Source organism: Brucella thiophenivorans, assembly GCF_002252445.1.
Classification (GTDB): domain Bacteria; phylum Pseudomonadota; class Alphaproteobacteria; order Rhizobiales; family Rhizobiaceae; genus Brucella; species Brucella thiophenivorans.
In genome coordinates, this window is sequence record NZ_NNRJ01000019.1 from 469,900 (window position 1) to 487,393 (window position 17,494).

A 17,494-nucleotide genomic window follows, 5' to 3' on the forward strand; every position below is an offset into this window, starting at 1 on the left:
TTCTAACTATTTACCTTATCGCATTGTTCTATGCAAAATTGCTAGGCACTCTTGCTGGAAAATGCTCTGGCGACCACCGGAACATAGTTCTCAAGCTCTGGTGCGGGAAAATGCACTGTTTTTTCTGTTTCAGCCGAAAGGTAGAGCCCCATCATCATTTCTACCACGGCAAGACCATCTGCAAATGTTTCAATAGGTATTATGCCTTTTCTAAAACACTCGGTCATATGGCGATTTTCATCGGTGTATCCATAAACACCCGGTTCATCTTCCAACACCGGCATCAACCCCTGTTCGGCATTTTGCTTTTCAACAAGATCTTCACCCTCACCGCCCTTGACCTCGCGCGACATAAAAATGCGCAGACCCGTATTCAGCGAATTGTATTCAAGCGCATATTCAGGCCCTAAAAGTTCAAGCTGGATACGCAATCCGGCACCCACATAAGCCCATGAGGTTGTAGCTTCGATCATCAGCTCGTTGCCGTCCTCATCCTCAAGCGCCACGACACCGCGCGCAAAATCTTCGGATGGCCTGTTGCGATAATCGACGCCCGAACCATAACGCGCACGCAGCTGATCGGCATAATGCGGACGCGTCCATTTGAGATTGGCAACCGTTCCATTGACTGACTTAACCCGCAGCGTGTTGCGCTTTGCATCAGGTGGCGTCAGAAGATGCCGCGCAACTTCAAGGCTATGGCACATCATATCCGATAAAACACCGCCGCCCTGTTTGTCGCCCTGCCAGAACCATGCCTCATGCGGACCAGAATGCTCTTCGGCCGCTCGCGCCAGATATGGCCTGCCGGTTGTTGCAGCCGCTCTGCGCCAGATAATTTCCTTGCCTCGCGCCACCGGCGTACAGAAAACCTGATTTTCGAGATAGCCGTGGTTAAGGTCAGCATCTTCGGCGAGATGCAGCATCTCGCGCGCCTCGCCAACCGTTCGCGCAAGAGGCTTTTCACAGGCAACCGCAAAAACTTTCGACCGCCCTGCTTTCACTTCTGCATGAATAACGCGCATAATATCGAGACGCGTATGGTTGGGTGATGTCACCCAGATTGCATCGACATTTTCATCGGCAAGCATGCTCTCAAGCGTTGCATGCGAGCGGCAATCACCCAGTTCAAGCTCGGAAACAAGTCTGGCAAAGCGCGACCGCTTTTGTTCATCGCGACTATAGACTGCGACAACATCAATATTGCGCACACCGATCATCGAGCGGAGATGAAACTGTGCGATGAAGCCGGAACCGATAAAGCCGATCCGCAGTCGCTCTTTAGGCAATGTCGTCATGTATTCCTCCCGAATATGATCAGTCTGCTGGGGCTGGGCCTGTGGTGCCGCGAATGCTCAGCGTGGTTTCAAGCTGGCGCGACGGCAGCGTATTGGCTTCCCCGGATATGAGTTTCAAAAGCATCCGCATGGCCTCACGCCCAATCTCGTCACGCGGCTGGCTGACCGTTGTAAGCGGCGGATAAAATGTTTCGCTTAGAAAAATGTCGTCAAAGCCAATGATCGAAACATCCGATGGCACCGAAAATCCCAGCCTGCGCAATTCATTGATTGCGCCAATTGCCATTTCATCATTGGCCAGAAAAATCGCAGTCGGTCGATCTTTACGCGAAAACAATTCGCGACAAGCGGATTGCCCCCGTTCCAAGGTATAATCGCCGGGCAGATCATAGCCATCGGCAACCAAAAGTCCGGCATCGGCCATTGCTGCCTGATAGCCTTCGCGGCGCATAATGCTCATATATTCAGGCATCGGCCCCTGCACATGCGCAATGCGTCTGTGACCAAGACCAATCAAATGCTGCACAGCCTCGTAGGCCGCTTTGCGATTATCGATATGGACATTCGGCACGTCGAGATCTTCGATCAGTTCAAGCGCGACCACGAGCGGCTTGCGAACGGGTCCCTTTAGACTGCGCACGGCTTCGTCACCAAGTGCGCCCGTCATCAGGATCATGCCATCTGCATGACCATCTTGAAGCATCTCAAAATATTCAGCAGCACGCAGCGGATCATTATTGGCGTTTCCCATCAAGACCGAAAAACCCGCAGCACGCGCTTCTGCTTCCACACCCTTAAATATTTCAAGGTAAAACGGATTTGACACGTCGCGTACGACCAGCAAAATTGCCATGGAACGCTGCATACGCAAATTGCGCGCAGCAATATTCGGGCGATAATCAAGCTCTAATGCTGCGGCGCGAATACGCTTTTCAGTCGCCTCTGCCACAAGGCCGGAACCGCTCAACGCACGCGAAACTGTCGCCGTCGACACACCGGCCCGGTCTGCAATGTCCTTGATCCTCGACCGTTCATACATAGTCATATACCTACAATCAGCCTCTCATCGACCGGCTTCGGCCGTAAAACAGCATCAGAACCAACAGCGTTGCGCCGAAAATCATCTGCCGCCCGGATTCGTCGATATTCACTGTCACAAGAATGCTTTGAAGAACAGTGAGTAGAACCGCTCCCGCCATGGTGCCGGTATACCCGCCCTTTCCGCCCGAAAGCGGTGTGCCGCCGAATACGACCGCTATGATGGACGGAAGCATATATTGCTCACCCACATTGGAAAATGAGGAGCCGGAATAGCCGAGGAGACACACACCCGCAAGAGCTGCAAACATTCCCGATAAGGTAAACAGGCTGATGCGAATAAGCCGTACCGGGACACCTGCCATATAGGCTGCATGTTCATTGGAACCGATGGCAAAAATCCGCGTGCCGAAAACCGTGCGATAAAGCATGAAAGCCATGAAAAGGCCGATCACGATCCACAGCCACAAAATACCAGGCAGACCAAGCAGAAACGGCTGCGTAACGAAGGACGTGAGTCCCGGTGCGGCGCGCCCCGATGGAACACCGTTGCGGATAACCACAAGCAGACCCTGCAAAACCCCGAGCATACCAAGCGTCATGACCAGAGGTGGAATGCGCAGAATGGTAACACCGATGCCGTTGACCGTACCAAACAATCCGCCCACAAGAAGTGCTAAAAACAAGGCTGGGATGATGCCGCCATTAGCGCCATCCATCATGTTACCCGCAACAATGGCAGCAAGCGAAACCACGCCTCCGACCGAAAGGTCAATGCCTTCGCGCCCACCCAAAATCACCAGATTCTGACCCGCAGCCACAATGCCAAGCAAAGCCGCAACAATGAGCAAGCGCAAAATTTGTTGCTCGCTCGCAAAACCCGGAGAAAGCATCTCGCCCAAGGTCAGCAGTGCCACAATCAGAAGTATTGCGATCAGAAGCGGCTGGCGAAGCAGTGACATGATCGAAAGGCTGGCAGTATCTTTCTGCGTTGTCATGCATTTGCCTTTCTGGAAACGATAATCCCGACCATCAGCGCAACAAGGATCGCTAAGCCCTGAACAAGGTTTTGCCATTCCGATGGGGTACCGACGAAAAACACCAGAGAACTGATCAGTCCGATAATAAAGGCACCAATTACCGAGCCGACGACACTGCCGACACCGCCTGCAAGCGCTGTTCCGCCCAGCACCACGGCAGCAACGCTGAATAGCGTCATCTTTCCGCCGACAAGCGGATCACCGCTGGCCGTATCACCAGAAATGCAAAGTGCGGCCAATGCCGAAAAGAAACCGCAGATCACATAGCCTTTAATGCGAATGAGCGTGACCGGAAGACCCGACTGGAACGCAGCATTGGCATTATCGCCGACTGAAAGCATCTGCGTGACAAGGGCAGTGCGCGCCAGAAAACCAACAGCAAGAAGAGCCACAACCAACACGTAAAGCACAAAGGGAATACCGAAATATTCTGACGTATAGATGGTCCAATAGATTTCCGGCACCGGCGTGCCCGCAACCGGCAATATCCAGAGCGCAATTCCGGTAAAGAAAATACTGGTCGCAAAAGTTGCAACGATGGCCTGAAGCCGCAATGCAGCAATGGCGATACCGTTGAAGATGCCACAAAGAACACCGGCCCCAATCCCCACCAGACAGGCAAGAATAACCTGAAATCCCCCACCGCCCCAGCGTTCCATAAGGACCACAATCACGACATTAACCAGAGAAACAATGCTGCCAGCCGACAGATCAATATCGCCGGAAAACACCACATAAGTCTGCGCAACCGCGAGCAGCACCAAGGCCATATAGGTGCTTATAAGACCGGTCAGTGAACCAAAGCTAAGACTGTTTGGTTCAAAGAATCCATTCAGGGCCAGTAGTGCTACAAGAATAATCAAGGACGGGAAAAATGGAAAATGCGTCATCAGACGTTTAAGCGCACCGGATTGCGTGGAACTTGTCATATCAATTGACATCATGCAGCCTCATATGCAGCGCGGTAGAGGTTGAAACGCGTGCGCTCGCCTCCAGTCAGTTCGCGCGTGACAGCCCCACCATTAAACACCAGAATACGGTCCGCATTATCCAGCAATTCACTATCCTCTGATGAATAGAGAATAATACTCATGCCATCGGATGCAAGCTTGCGGATCAGCGCAAACAGATCGGCTTTCGCGGACAGATCGATGCCTTTTGTGGGGTCATCCAGCAGAAGCACCTGTTGTCGGTCGATAAGCCAGCGGCCAATGACGATCTTTTGCTGATTGCCGCCGGAAAGTGAACTGATCGGATGCGACAGGCTGGCAAAGCGGGTTTGCATTGCCTGCAATGCAGGCAAAATTTTTTCTTTGAGATTAGCAGGTCTCACCAAATGCATACGCTCGCGCAGAAAATGCACCGGCGACAGGTTTTCGATAATCGGGCGTCCAGTTATCACACCGTCGCGCACGCGGTCGCCCGACACATAGGCAAAGCCTTGGCGAATGGCCTGTCGCGGAGAACTCACCGTGATGGTCCTGCCGTTCAACGTCACCGTGCCAGCATTGATTTGCGAAGCGCCAAAAAGCGCGCGCAGAACCGCTGATTGTCCCTGACCGTGCAAGCCGCCCAGACCAAGAATTTCACCTGCCGAAACCTCGAAAGAAATATTATGAAAATGCTTGCCAGATATTTGCGACGCAGTAAGCGTCGTTTTCCCGCGGATGGCTGCTAACGCATCAACCGGCGCTTTCCCCGCCTGCATTCCTGGCGCTTCGCCCACCATCTGGCTAACGATACCAGCCTGATCGATGCTAGAGATATGCGTCGTGGCAATCGTCTCACCATCACGAATGACGGTCACACGATCCCCAATCGCAAAAATTTCATCCATGCGATGTGATATGAAAACGATAGCGCGCCCTTGCGCTTTCAGTTCACGCAGCACTTCGAAAAAACGTTCCGCCTGCGAACGATCAAGCGACGATGTCGGCTCATCAAAAATCAGGATCGCCGCTTCGCTCGCCAATGTTTTCATGATTTCGACAAGCTGCCGCTGGTCTTCACGCAAACTATTAACCGGCGCATCAGCGGAAAAATCATCGCCTGTCACGCCTTTAAATAAGGAAATATATTTTTCCGCACGTTCTTCGACAGAACGCCGATCAACCAGAATCCCGGCTTTGCGTGGCAAGTCGGCCAAAGAAATATTCTCCGCAACACTTCGATGCGCTGACAGACTAAGTTCCTGATAGAAAATGCCAATACCCAACGCGCGCGCGGCACGCGGGCCTGAAACTGTTACCGGCTGGCCATTGAGCACAACCTCACCCTCATCCGGCCGCACACTTCCTGCAACGATTTTACAGAGCGTACTTTTGCCAGAGCCATTTGAACCGATCAGCACATGGACTTCGCCCGACTTCAAATCGAGATCGCCACGCTTGAGCGCAAGTGTGGCTCCATAGGCTTTACGGACACCACGAATGATGAGTTCAGTCATATCTTTTTTCCGGTATGGCGAAGCAGGGCGCGAACAATCGAACGCCTCCAGCGTTTTTATCGCTGAGCACCCCACAATGCAGTCGCTTAAGCGATGAGGCCGGACGCAAAATGCACCCGGGCCTCACGGAATCCTATTTGAAGAGCTTTTCCGCGTCTTCGATCGACAATGTCGAGGTGTAGGAATAGTAGCCCGGCTTGCCGTCCATCGCCTTGTAGACCTCCTCGAAGTTCGTGGAATCGATGAACGGAATTTCAAGATAATGCGCGTTCTTGTACTGGCCGTCAGACGGCTCTTCCTTGAACTCTTTGCCCTGAAGCTTCAGCACGGCGACATTCAGCGCACTTGCCATCACGCCGGGAGGATTAACGGCTGCACCAGAGTTCAGCTTGTCATTCTTCCACAGATCAAGGAAGTCTTTGCGGATTTCACCGGTCGCCGCAATAGAATCCGTCTTCTTGGCATCAATGATCGACCGCCACGCGCCGGCTGCCATACCATCCTGAACATAAACGCCGTTGATGTCCGGATAGGTTGCAAGCAGGTTCTGCATGGCCTGCTGGCCCTGTGCCTGATCCCAATTGGCATTCACTTCATTGATGATCTTAATATCGGGATAGTTTTTGAACGCATCCTTATAGCCATCGACGCGCATCTGGTTTGCCGGATGCCCTGCAACGCCATTGATTGCAACAACATTGCCCTTGCCATCAAGCGTCTTGGCAAGCCATTCGCCACCCTTGCGCCCATAATCTGTCTGATCGATACCGATATAAATCGCATCTTTTGAAGACACTTCAGCATCGGTCGCAATGACCAGAATGTCTTTCTGCGCTGCCTGCTTGAAAATCGGATCAAAAGCAGTCGGGCTATTCGGGTTGATGATGATTGCATCAACGCCCTGACTGATGAAGTTACGAACCTGAGCAATCTGCCCCGGCACATCGACATTGGCGCTCTGAACCACAACCTCGACATCAACGCCGCGTTCTTTCCACTTGGCAGCGGCTTCCTTGGCTTCGTCGATCATCTGGGTGCGCCATTCGCTGCCAACCCAGCCGTTGCTCAAACCGATCTTATAAGATTCAGCGTGAGCGGAAAATGCGGTCAGTCCCAAAACAGCGACAGCCGACAGAAGTCCTTTTGTCAGTTTAACCATGCTCTCCTCCCATAGAACTTGATGAAATCGATTGTAGTCACAAATGTAATCGATTGCATAGCGTTATTTTGTAGAAATTATATTTCGTGCAGACAATAAACCGCGCCCTGATTCGAGCATGATCCGACCAGAGTGAAATGAGGATCGATAAGATTATGCTTAAGATAAAAAGCCTTAGAGCGCCGATCTGATGAAATCAGATCGGCGCTCTAAGGCGCGTTTTTTTAAACTTAAATATTATTGAAAAATCAAAGGGCTGCTATGTCGCCCCTCTCCCATCCGGCTGTCGTTTCAGCCGCGAAATCCTCAAAACGGCCTTCCGCAATGGCTGCACGAATGCCCTGCATAAGATATTGGTAATAAGCCAGATTATTCCAAGTCAGCAGCATTCCGCCGAGTGCCTCACCTGATTTGACCAGATGATGCAGATAGGCGCGGCTATAATCACGCGTCGCCGGGCAGTTTGATTCTGGATCGAGCGGACGATGATCATCGGCATGACGCGCATTGCGCAGATTTACCTTGCCAAAGCGCGTGAACGCCAGACCATGACGACCAGCACGCGTTGGCATCACGCAATCGAACATGTCGATACCGCGGGCCACCGATTTCAGCATGTCATCCGGTGTGCCGACGCCCATCAGATAGCGTGGCTTTTCTGTAGGCAGAATGGGACAAACCACTTCGAGCATCTCGAGCATGACGTTCTGGGGTTCACCAACCGCCAAGCCACCAACGGAGTAGCCTTTGAGGTCCATCGCCTTCAATGCTTCAGCCGAACGCTCACGCAGGCGCGCATTGTCACCACCCTGCACGATACCAAACATCGCCTTTCCAGCCTGTGTGCCAAACGCCACCTTGCAGCGTTCTGCCCAGCGCAGCGACATTTCCATCGCGCGTTCGGTGTTTTTTTCAGGTGATGGCAGGGCCACACATTCATCAAGCTGCATCTGAATATCGCTATCGAGCAGGCCTTGAATTTCGATAGAGCGCTCCGGCGTCATTTCATAGGCTTTGCCGTCAATATGCGAACGAAAAGTCACGCCCGTTTCATCAATCTTGCGCAACTGCGCGAGCGACATCACCTGAAAGCCACCAGAATCCGTAAGGATCGGACCTTTCCAACCGCCAAATTCATGCAGACCACCAAGGCGAGCCACGCGTTCCGCACCCGGACGCAGCATCAGATGATAGGTATTGCCAAGGATAATATCGGCACCAAGATCTTTTACCTGATCCATATACATGGCTTTGACGGTTCCGGCTGTACCAACCGGCATGAAGGCAGGCGTACGCACCACGCCGCGCGGCATGGAGATTTCGCCCTGACGCGCCGCGCCATCACGCGCAAGCACTTTGAATTCAAAATTTTCGCTGGTCATGCCGTGTCTCTAATGAATTATGGCTGAAAAGGAAACAGGTTCATGCACGTTCTAAAAGAGAAGAGTCTCCATAAGAATAGAAGCGATAACCTGTTTCGATTGCACGCTGATAAGCTTCATGCATCACGTCGAAACCGCTGAAAGCTGAAACCAGCATGAAAAGCGTCGAACGCGGTAGATGGAAGTTGGTCATCAGCAGATCAACGGCACGGAACTTATAGCCCGGCGTGATGAAGATATCGGTCGGGCCCGCCCATGTGCGGATGATACCATCTTCACCGGCAGCACTCTCAATCAGCCGCAGCGAAGTCGTGCCAACGCAAATCACGCGCCCACCGCGTGCATGAACGGCATTCAGCGCATCAGCCGTTTCTTTTGAAACATAACCAATCTCGGAATGCATTTTGTGATCGGTTGTGTCGTCGGCTTTGACCGGCAAAAAGGTGCCAGCGCCTACATGCAGGGTTACAAAATGCTCTTCGATGCCCCGTGCGCGAATTTTTTCGAGCAATTCAGGCGTAAAATGCAGACCGGCAGTCGGTGCAGCAACCGCGCCCTCTTCCCGCGCATAAACTGTCTGATAATCGCTGCGGTCGCGCTCATCCTCGGGACGTTTCGATGCGATATAAGGCGGCAAAGGAATATGGCCGACTGCGGCAATCGCCTCATCCAGCATTGCGCCCGAAAGGTCGAATACCAGCAGCACTTCACCAGCATCGCCTTTTTCAGCGACGGTTGCGTCAAGCGTGCCAAGAAAGCAGCTTGAACCGGAATGGCCAAAGCGGATGCGGTCGCCTTCCTTCACGCGCTTGGCAGGACGTAAGAATGCCTTCCAGCGATCAGGACCAGTGCGCATATGCAGCGTTGCACTGACCTGCGAAATATTGCCATCACGCTCGCGCATGCCCTCAAGCTGAGCCGGAATAACCTTGGTGTCGTTGAAGACAAGCGCATCGCCCGACTGCAAAAGATCAGGCAATTCAAATACCTGTCGATCCTCGAATGGCTGACCGGGACGAACGCGCAACAGCTTGGCGTGATCGCGCGGCTCTACGGGGCGCAGTGCAATACGCTCATCCGGTAAATCGAAATCGAAAAGATCAACGCGCATCACAAACCTCGTCAAAGCAATAGCGGCCCCGGCAATACCGGAGCCGCAATATTTTAATTTAAGCTATAGATTAGATGTCCGAAGCGATACGCGCTGTTACGATCGTGTCAGGATCGGTAACTGGTTCGCCACGCTTGATCTGGTCGACATTTTCCATGCCTTCGATAACCTGACCCCAAACGGAGTACTGGCGGTCAAGGAACGACGCATCGCCGAAGCAGATGAAAAACTGGGAGTTAGCCGAATTTGGGTTCTGCGAACGCGCCATCGAAGCCGTTCCGCGCTTATGCGATACGTTCGAGAACTCAGCCTTCAAATCAGGCTTGCTCGAACCGCCCATGCCAGCGCGCGAACCGTTGAAATCTGCACTGCCGGTTTTACCAAACTTCACGTCGCCGGTCTGCGCCATGAAGCCATCAATAACGCGGTGGAACACAACGCCGTCATAAGCGCCTTCGCGTGCAAGTTCCTTGATGCGTTCAACGTGGCCAGGTGCCAGATCGTGAAAGAGTTCGATAACAACATTGCCCTTGGTGGTTTCAAGAACGAGCGTATTTTCCGGGTCTTTATAAGCCATCGGGCCTCTCCTATTAAGCGTATCCCAAAAGTTTGAATTATTTTCGGACAAAGATACGCGTTGAATTTAAAACTTATTTCTTTTCGATCGTGGCTTTGATGATCTTGTCTGGGCTTTCAACAGAACCATTGTCGGATTCGCTACCCTTTTTGATCTTATCAACCACGTCCATACCACTGACAACCTTGCCAACAACTGTATATTGACCGTTCAGGAATGCGCCATCATTAAACATGATAAAGAACTGCGAGTTCGCTGAATCAGGCGACTGGCTGCGCGCCATACCGACCGTACCGCGCACGAAAGGTTCTTTCGAAAATTCGGCCGGGATATTTGGTAATTCAGAACCACCTGTTCCAACGCGCGAACCATTATAGCCCTTGTCCACATTCCCGAACTTCACATCACCAGTCTGCGCCATAAAACCGGGAATTACACGATGGAACGCAACGCCGTCATAAGCGCCTTCCTTCACCAGCTTTTCGATCTGCGCGACGTGCTTCGGCGCAATAGTTGGGTTCAGCTCAATTGCAACATTGCCATCTTTAAGCTGCAAATTGAGGGTGTCAGCAGCAAAGGCAGCGCCTTGAGAAAGCGCAACGATAGTAGCGGCAGCAAATGCCGAGCGAATGAATGACATGATAGAGAAACTCCCTGAATCAGGATTTGAATTTTGCTTCTAATGCTACAGCAACAGCAATTGGCACGAAGGGCTTTATATCGCCACCCATTGAGGCAATCTGACGAACCAATGTGGCGGTAATTGTGCGCACAGCCGGATCGGCAGGAAGAAAAACGCTCTGAATCTCAGGTGCCATCGTCCCATTCATGCCTGCCATCTGCATCTCATAATCAAGGTCAGTACCGTCACGCAAACCTCGAACCATCAGTTTCGCATCATGCTTTCGCGCTGCATCAATAACGAGCGCATCAAAAGAAATAACTGAAACGCGTTTTGCATCAGAACCAAGCAAAGCGACAGCACTCGCATCAATCAGCGCGACGCGCTCTTCAAAACTGAAAAGCGGCTTTTTGCCCGGATGAACGCCGATAGCAACAATAACTCTATCTGCAAGGCGCAAGGCACCTTTCAGCACATCTATATGGCCATTGGTTATCGGGTCGAAAGAACCCGCGTAAATCGCGATCGTCATTTCTTCCAGCTAGCCTTTTCTCAACATATTTTCAACAACAACCACAATTGGAAAGAAATCAGAAACCAAGAAAACAAATATGAACCACCATTTCACGACAAGTTCACAACCGATTTACCAACACAGGCGCAAGTTTGGTGCAACCTTTTTGCTTCTCAAGCGTATTTATAATGAAAGGATACCGCGATGATGATATTTCTCCTGGCATTATCCATGATGATAGCGATGGCTATATCAGCAATTATATTGCTTCTTGAAGAAAATGAAGCAAAGCGCCAACGCGTTCGTCCCGCCGCTTTCAGTTTGAGTGCCATGCGTAACTTGAGTTCGCATTAGTTAGTTTTTGAGTTCCGAGATCGCCAGTTCCCTCCAGTCCTGGCATCTGAAAAAGGCCGATGGTAAACCATCGGCCTTTTTGTTTAGCATATATAATCGCCCGATACTCCGTGCATCAGGCGAATTCTTACTCTTCGCCATTGGCTTCTGGTGCATCACCTTCAACAGCTGGCGCATCAGCCTCAACAACGCCATTCTCTTCATCGCTTTCCGTTTCGGAAATGCGTTCGACCGAAACGACCTTTTCGCCATCAGCCGTATTGAAGATTGTGACGCCCTTGGTTGAGCGCCCGGCAATACGAATACCACCGACCGGCACGCGAATGAGCTGGCCTTTGTCGGAAACCAACAAAATCTGATCGCTTGCTTCGACCGGGAACAGAGCAACCAGCTTGCCGATTTCGTCAGTCTTCGACGTATCCGTCGCGCGGATACCCTTGCCGCCACGACCCGAAACGCGGAACTCATAGGACGAAGAGCGCTTGCCATAACCATATTCGCTGACGGTCAGAACAGTCTGCTCGCGATCCTTCAGCTCCTGATAAAGCTCTTCATTCAGTTCAGCTTCGACTGCAATCTCTTCACCAACGACAACAATATCATCGGCATCATCCGCACCCTGCGCACGACGCTCGGCAATCGAGCGCTTGAGATAGGCTGCACGCAGAGAAGCATCGGCATCAACGTGATGCAGGATAGCCATCGAGATGACCTTGTCGCCATCTGCTAGATTGATACCGCGAACACCAATTGAGTTACGACCTGCAAAAACGCGAACATCCGTCACTGGGAAGCGAATGCACTGGCCACCGGCACACGTCAGAAGAACGTCATCGAATTCGGTACAGGTATCGACCGAAAGGATTTCATCGCCCTCTTCTTCCAGCTTCATTGCGATCTTACCATTGCGGTTGACCTGAACGAAGTCAGAAAGCTTATTACGGCGAACCGTGCCGCGCGTGGTCGAGAACATGACGTCGAGGTTTGCCCAGGATTCTTCATCCTCCGGCAAAGGCATAATCGTCGTAATCCGCTCACCCTGCTGCAACGGCAGCATATTGATGAGTGCCTTGCCGCGCGATTGCGGATTACCGACCGGCAGACGCCAGACCTTTTCCTTATAGACAATGCCGCGTGACGAGAAGAACAGCACCGGCGTATGCGTATTGGCGACAAACAGACGCGTTACAAAATCCTCGTCCTTCGTGGCCATGCCGGAGCGGCCCTTGCCGCCACGACGCTGCGCACGATAAGTCGCCAGCGGCACACGCTTGATGTATCCAGCATGGCTGACGGTAACGACCATATCTTCGCGGGCGATAAGGTCTTCATCGTCCATCTCAGCGCCACCGAGACCAAACTCGGTGCGGCGTGGAGTAGCAAACTCATCGCGAACGGCAATCATCTCGTCTTTGACGATGGTCATAACGCGAATGCGTGAACCTAGAATATCCAGATAATCGCGGATTTCTTCGCCAATTTTATTAAGTTCGTCCGCAACTTCATCGCGCCCGAGGGCTGTCAGTCGCTGCAAGCGCAGATCGAGAATGGCACGTGCCTGCTCTTCGGACAGATTATAAGTGCTGTCTTCATTGATCCTGTGACGCGGATCATCGATCAGGCGAATCAGTGGCGCCACGTCAGCAGCAGGCCAGCGACGTTCCATCAACTGCTCGCGGGCCGTTGCCGGATCCGGTGCACGACGAATGAGAGCAATGATCTCATCAATATTGGCAACCGCAATCGCCAGACCAACCAAGACATGCGCACGATCACGCGCCTTATTGAGCAGGAATTTTGTACGACGTGTAACCACTTCCTCACGGAAGGCAACGAATGCACGCAGCATATCGAGCAGAACCATCTGCTCTGGTTTGCCACCATTCAACGCCACCATGTTACAGCCAAAAGAAGTCTGCAACGGCGTATAACGGTAAAGCTGGTTCAGCACGACGTCTGCAACAGCATCGCGCTTCAGTTCGATCACAACACGATAACCATCGCGATCCGATTCATCACGCAGATCGGAAATGCCCTCAATACGCTTGTCACGTACCAGTTCGGCCATTTTCTCGATCATCGAGGCTTTGTTCACCTGATAGGGAATCTCAGTGATGATAATCGCTTCACGGTCGCCGCGCATTGGCTCAATTGCCACAACACCACGCATGATGACGGAACCACGGCCCGTACTATAGGCCGAGTTAATGCCAGCGCGTCCAAGGATGATGCCGCCGGTAGGGAAATCCGGACCAGGGATAATCTCCATGATTTCTTCCAGCTCAATGGCCGGGTTATCGATAAGCGCTATGCAACCATCAATGATTTCGCCAAGATTATGCGGCGGAATATTGGTGGCCATACCGACCGCGATACCGCCCGAACCATTGACGAGAAGATTTGGAAAGCGCGCAGGCAGAACCATTGGTTCGCGCTCGCGGCCATCATAGTTGTCCTGAAAATCAACGGTGTCCTTGTCGATGTCCGACAGGAGGGATTCGGTGACCTTTTCCAGACGGCATTCAGTATAACGCATCGCTGCTGGCGGATCGCCATCGATGGAACCGAAATTGCCCTGTCCGTCGACCAGTGGATCACGCAGGGAGAAGTCCTGCGCCATACGCACCAAGGCGTCATAAATCGAGGCGTCGCCATGTGGATGGTACTTACCCATCACTTCACCGATCACACCTGCCGACTTTCGGTAGGGGCGATTGTAAGCGAGGTTCATCTCGTTCATGGCATGGAGAATACGCCGATGCACGGGCTTAAGGCCGTCGCGCACGTCAGGCAGAGCTCTACTCACGATAACGCTCATTGCGTAATCGAGATAGGAGCGCTGCATCTCCTCAATAATGGAAATCGGTTCGATACCTGTAGGGCCGCTCGGGCCGCCATTCATATCTTCGGAACCGGGTGGAGGCGTTAGATCTGACACTATTCAGATATCTTTCTCAACAGAATCGATAAAGTCACTTTATAGAGCAAATTGTCGCAAAACGCCAATTTCAAGCCCAATATGAGCGGCTAATTTCATACGTCTTATCAAACACTTGAAAGATATTCACATAAACATCGCGCAATGATGTTGCCTGAACGCACGCTTTGCGTCGACCACACGCCTTTCATCGGCTACACTTAATTTTACAAATCAGGCAAAGAATAACGGCAAAAGGGATGAATTTAGCATGGGGTTCTACGATACGGTTTTCAGCGCCTTCGTCACCCTGCTCGTTACAATCGACCCACCCGGCCTTGCGCCGCTGTTCCTAGCACTCACCCCCGGCATGGATCGCCACCACCGCGGTCAGGTTGCGCTGCGCGCTTCAATCATTGGCTTTGTTGTGATGGCACTATTTGCTATCGCTGGTGCCCAAATTCTTGGAATGTTTGGCATTACAATCGGCGCATTTCGTGTCGCGGGTGGCTTGCTACTGTTCTGGATCGCTTTCGAAATGATTTTCGAAAAACGCACCGAAAGAAAAGAGAAAAGTGCCGAAGTTGCGATAACCAAGGATCATATCCGCAACATTGCAGCTTTCCCGTTAGCGATACCATTGATTGCAGGTCCGGGTGCAATTTCAGCTATCGTACTGACGTCCGACTCTTTTCAGGGACCAACCGAACATGCGCTTCTGCTGTTGGTTATATTTGCTTGTTTGCTGATCACCTATATCGTTCTGCTGCTAGCAGATCGCGTAGACCGGTTTTTGGGTGAGACAGGCCGCTCAATTTTGACGCGCTTGCTGGGCGTTATACTCGCAGCACTGGCTGTTCAATTCGTTGCAGATGGCATCAAAACTCTCATCAACGGATAGGCGCAAACACTCTCATAAATTTATATTTTACTTGAAGAAAATAAATTAGAGCGCATCCCGAAAAGTGTGAAACGGTTTTGGGTAAAGATGCGCGTTAAAACAAATAATTAGAGCGCCGATCTGATCCAATCAGATCGAAATGCGCTCTAAATTTCTGGTTTAGAAGAGACTATCATCAAGTGCTGGATGAAGGTTTCAACGGATTTCGCGACAACTCCGGAATTATCGATCATTACAACGTCATCAGCATGATTATCGAAGCGAACCTCTCGTGCCAGTCGCTTTTCGATCTCTTCGCGTGTCTCCCGCCCGCGCGAGGCCAGCCGCTCAGCCAGCACTGATGGTTGTGCTGTTATCAGAATGATCGAACGCGATTGATACTGCCTGCGAATACCTGTCAGTACCCGACGCGACACATTGGCAATAACAACGCTCCCTTCTGCGAGCCTTGCATCCATCGAACGCGGCAAACCATAGCTCAAACCATGCGCCTGCCAATGAAGCGCATAAGCGCCCTCGTCTACAGCTTTGTTGAAAGCCTCCTCATTGAGACTATCGTGATCTTCAGTGCCCGGCATCTGCGGTCGGGTAATGACACGACGAACAAAATGAAAACGCGTATCGCCTCTAAGTATCTCACGCGCCGCGTCCATAATCGTATCCTTGCCAGCCCCGCTGGGACCAACAACAGCGACAAAACATCCTTTTGAATCATGATTTGCCTGCATCACTGCACACGCTTGCGGCAAAATATCAAAGTGAAAACAGCAATGCGTGAACAGTCACGAACCAGATCGGCAAATCTGCCAAAAGCTATTTCACTTCGTTCATCCATTCTCATTGCATCGGTCATGTGCTTACTGAGCAGTCTAAATCAAAAATCAGCCAAATTACATTAAATATAATAAGTTAAAACAGAAACTTATTATATTTTCCTCATCAATCAATCCAACTAAAAAAGCGGGCGCTTATGGCGCCCGCTTTTTCATCAGAATGGAATTTCATCATCAAGATCGCGCGAGAAACCGCCGCCACTGCCACCGCCCTGATTGGATGGGCCGGACGAACCAAAGTCACCGCCACCGCCACCGCCGGAATAATCCGAAACCTGATTGCGATTACCACCACCGCCGCCGCCAAAGGAACGCCCCTCACCGCCGCCTTCGCCGCGGCTATCGAGCATCTGAAGTTCACCACGGAACTTCTGCAAGACAACTTCAGTGCTGTAGCGATCGTTGCCGTTCTGATCCTGCCACTTGCGTGTCTGCAATGCGCCTTCGATGTAAACCTTGGAACCCTTCTTAAGGTACTGCTCGGCAACCTTGGCAAGGTTTTCATTAAAAATCACAACGCTGTGCCATTCCGTGCGATCCTTGCGCTCACCGCTCTGACGGTCACGCCAGCTTTCCGAGGTCGCAATACGCAGATTGGCGATCTGATCGCCCGAGTTAAGGCGACGGATTTCTGGATCAGCACCAAGATTGCCGACCAGAATGACTTTGTTGACGCTACCAGCCATTGAAAACTTACTCCGGATCTCTCGCAAACACACAAGGAGCGAATTTTTATCCAGCTCAATGGTACCTGCTTTTAAAGAAGGGTCAAAGCCATACGCTTTGACCTGAAATTCAATTGTTACCTTACAGCAGCCACCTCGGTAGCGCTCATGCTGGGAGGGTTAATTCACGCAATGTCCACAGAACTTTGAAGGGAATTGCGCAGAAATTATGTTCTTGTTTTGTTCAAAAAACAAGTACCATTTGTAATTCTATTCAAATTCCATCCGAAAAACTAAGGAAATCGCAGAGAAAAGCCCTGCCGCTCACTGGTTCTTAGGCGCGCAGGGCTTGGGGTTGAGCTAAGCTCTTATATCGACAATGCTTCGCCGATAACTCTAATCGGAAATCTGATTTTTGCGACCAGATCGCCGCGCATTTTCTAAATTTTCTGCAATTACTCACATAAATCAAAAAAGCATCATTCCTTGCAAATGAAGCAGCTTTGACTGCAAGCAATTGTGCTTTCACCACGATGAAAGCTATGCAACGTGGTCAGGTGGACTCATGCTCCTATCTCCCTGTTACGTTTAACTCTGCCGGTCAGACCTCTTTTCGACCTCGTTTTATCCCTTACGA

Annotated in this window: 15 protein-coding genes; 1 reads left to right on the forward strand and 14 read right to left on the reverse strand. The window is 51.5% G+C overall.

Annotated features, from left to right (window positions below):
• Nucleotides 1-41: 41 nt before the first annotated feature.
• From CEV31_RS11765 to gyrA, 12 genes are all read right to left on the reverse strand, one after another.
• On the reverse strand, nt 42-1,298 hold the full coding sequence (locus CEV31_RS11765; RefSeq protein WP_094507201.1) for a Gfo/Idh/MocA family protein: 1,257 nt from the start codon (nt 1,296-1,298) through the stop codon (nt 42-44).
• Between the two features lie 19 nt (nt 1,299-1,317).
• Nucleotides 1,318-2,337 carry a LacI family DNA-binding transcriptional regulator gene (locus CEV31_RS11770; protein ID WP_094507202.1) on the reverse strand — a complete coding sequence of 340 codons (1,020 nt, stop codon included), beginning with the start codon at nt 2,335-2,337 and terminating at the stop codon, nt 1,318-1,320.
• Nucleotides 2,338-2,353: 16 nt separating this feature from the next.
• Nucleotides 2,354-3,334: an ABC transporter permease gene (locus CEV31_RS11775; RefSeq protein ID WP_094507203.1), complete on the reverse strand. Its 981-nt coding sequence runs from the start codon at nt 3,332-3,334 to the stop codon at nt 2,354-2,356.
• Complete coding sequence (locus tag CEV31_RS11780; RefSeq protein WP_094507204.1) at nt 3,331-4,317, reverse strand: ABC transporter permease; 987 nt, start codon at nt 4,315-4,317, stop codon at nt 3,331-3,333. Before CEV31_RS11780 ends, CEV31_RS11775 begins: the two co-directional genes overlap by 4 nt.
• Nucleotides 4,317-5,822, reverse strand: coding sequence for a sugar ABC transporter ATP-binding protein (locus tag CEV31_RS11785; RefSeq protein ID WP_094507205.1), 1,506 nt, complete (start codon nt 5,820-5,822; stop codon nt 4,317-4,319). The genes CEV31_RS11780 and CEV31_RS11785 overlap by 1 nt, the downstream gene beginning before the upstream one ends.
• 133 nt (nt 5,823-5,955) lie before the next feature.
• Nucleotides 5,956-6,981: an ABC transporter substrate-binding protein gene (locus tag CEV31_RS11790; RefSeq protein WP_094507206.1), complete on the reverse strand. Its 1,026-nt coding sequence runs from the start codon at nt 6,979-6,981 to the stop codon at nt 5,956-5,958.
• Nucleotides 6,982-7,229: 248 nt separating this feature from the next.
• Nucleotides 7,230-8,363, reverse strand: a complete 1,134-nt coding sequence (gene tgt, locus CEV31_RS11795; RefSeq protein ID WP_094507207.1) for a tRNA guanosine(34) transglycosylase Tgt — start codon at nt 8,361-8,363, stop codon at nt 7,230-7,232.
• Between the two features lie 40 nt (nt 8,364-8,403).
• Complete coding sequence (gene queA / locus CEV31_RS11800) at nt 8,404-9,474, reverse strand: tRNA preQ1(34) S-adenosylmethionine ribosyltransferase-isomerase QueA (RefSeq protein WP_094507208.1); 1,071 nt, start codon at nt 9,472-9,474, stop codon at nt 8,404-8,406.
• A 70-nt stretch (nt 9,475-9,544) separates the two neighbouring features.
• Nucleotides 9,545-10,051 (reverse strand): peptidylprolyl isomerase, encoded by a 507-nt coding sequence (locus CEV31_RS11805; protein WP_094507209.1) that lies wholly within the window; start codon nt 10,049-10,051, stop codon nt 9,545-9,547.
• A gap of 73 nt (nt 10,052-10,124) precedes the next feature.
• Nucleotides 10,125-10,691, reverse strand: coding sequence for a peptidylprolyl isomerase (locus tag CEV31_RS11810; protein ID WP_094507210.1), 567 nt, complete (start codon nt 10,689-10,691; stop codon nt 10,125-10,127).
• 19 nt (nt 10,692-10,710) lie between these two features.
• On the reverse strand, nt 10,711-11,205 hold the full coding sequence (gene coaD / locus CEV31_RS11815) for a pantetheine-phosphate adenylyltransferase (RefSeq protein ID WP_094507211.1): 495 nt from the start codon (nt 11,203-11,205) through the stop codon (nt 10,711-10,713).
• 463 nt (nt 11,206-11,668) lie between these two features.
• Nucleotides 11,669-14,443: a DNA gyrase subunit A gene (gyrA, locus tag CEV31_RS11820; RefSeq protein WP_094507212.1), complete on the reverse strand. Its 2,775-nt coding sequence runs from the start codon at nt 14,441-14,443 to the stop codon at nt 11,669-11,671.
• A 286-nt stretch (nt 14,444-14,729) separates the two neighbouring features.
• On the opposite strand from gyrA, the gene CEV31_RS11825 reads away from it, so the two are divergent.
• Nucleotides 14,730-15,359 (forward strand): MarC family protein, encoded by a 630-nt coding sequence (locus CEV31_RS11825; protein WP_094507213.1) that lies wholly within the window; start codon nt 14,730-14,732, stop codon nt 15,357-15,359.
• Between the two features lie 146 nt (nt 15,360-15,505).
• Here CEV31_RS11825 and phnN read toward each other — a convergent pair whose 3' ends face one another.
• On the reverse strand, nt 15,506-16,087 hold the full coding sequence (gene phnN, locus CEV31_RS11830; protein WP_094507214.1) for a phosphonate metabolism protein/1,5-bisphosphokinase (PRPP-forming) PhnN: 582 nt from the start codon (nt 16,085-16,087) through the stop codon (nt 15,506-15,508).
• A 260-nt stretch (nt 16,088-16,347) separates the two neighbouring features.
• The gene (gene ssb / locus CEV31_RS11835) at nt 16,348-16,878 is read right to left on the reverse strand and encodes a single-stranded DNA-binding protein (protein ID WP_094507215.1); all 531 of its coding nucleotides are present in this window, start codon (nt 16,876-16,878) and stop codon (nt 16,348-16,350) included.
• Nucleotides 16,879-17,494: the final 616 nt, after the last annotated feature.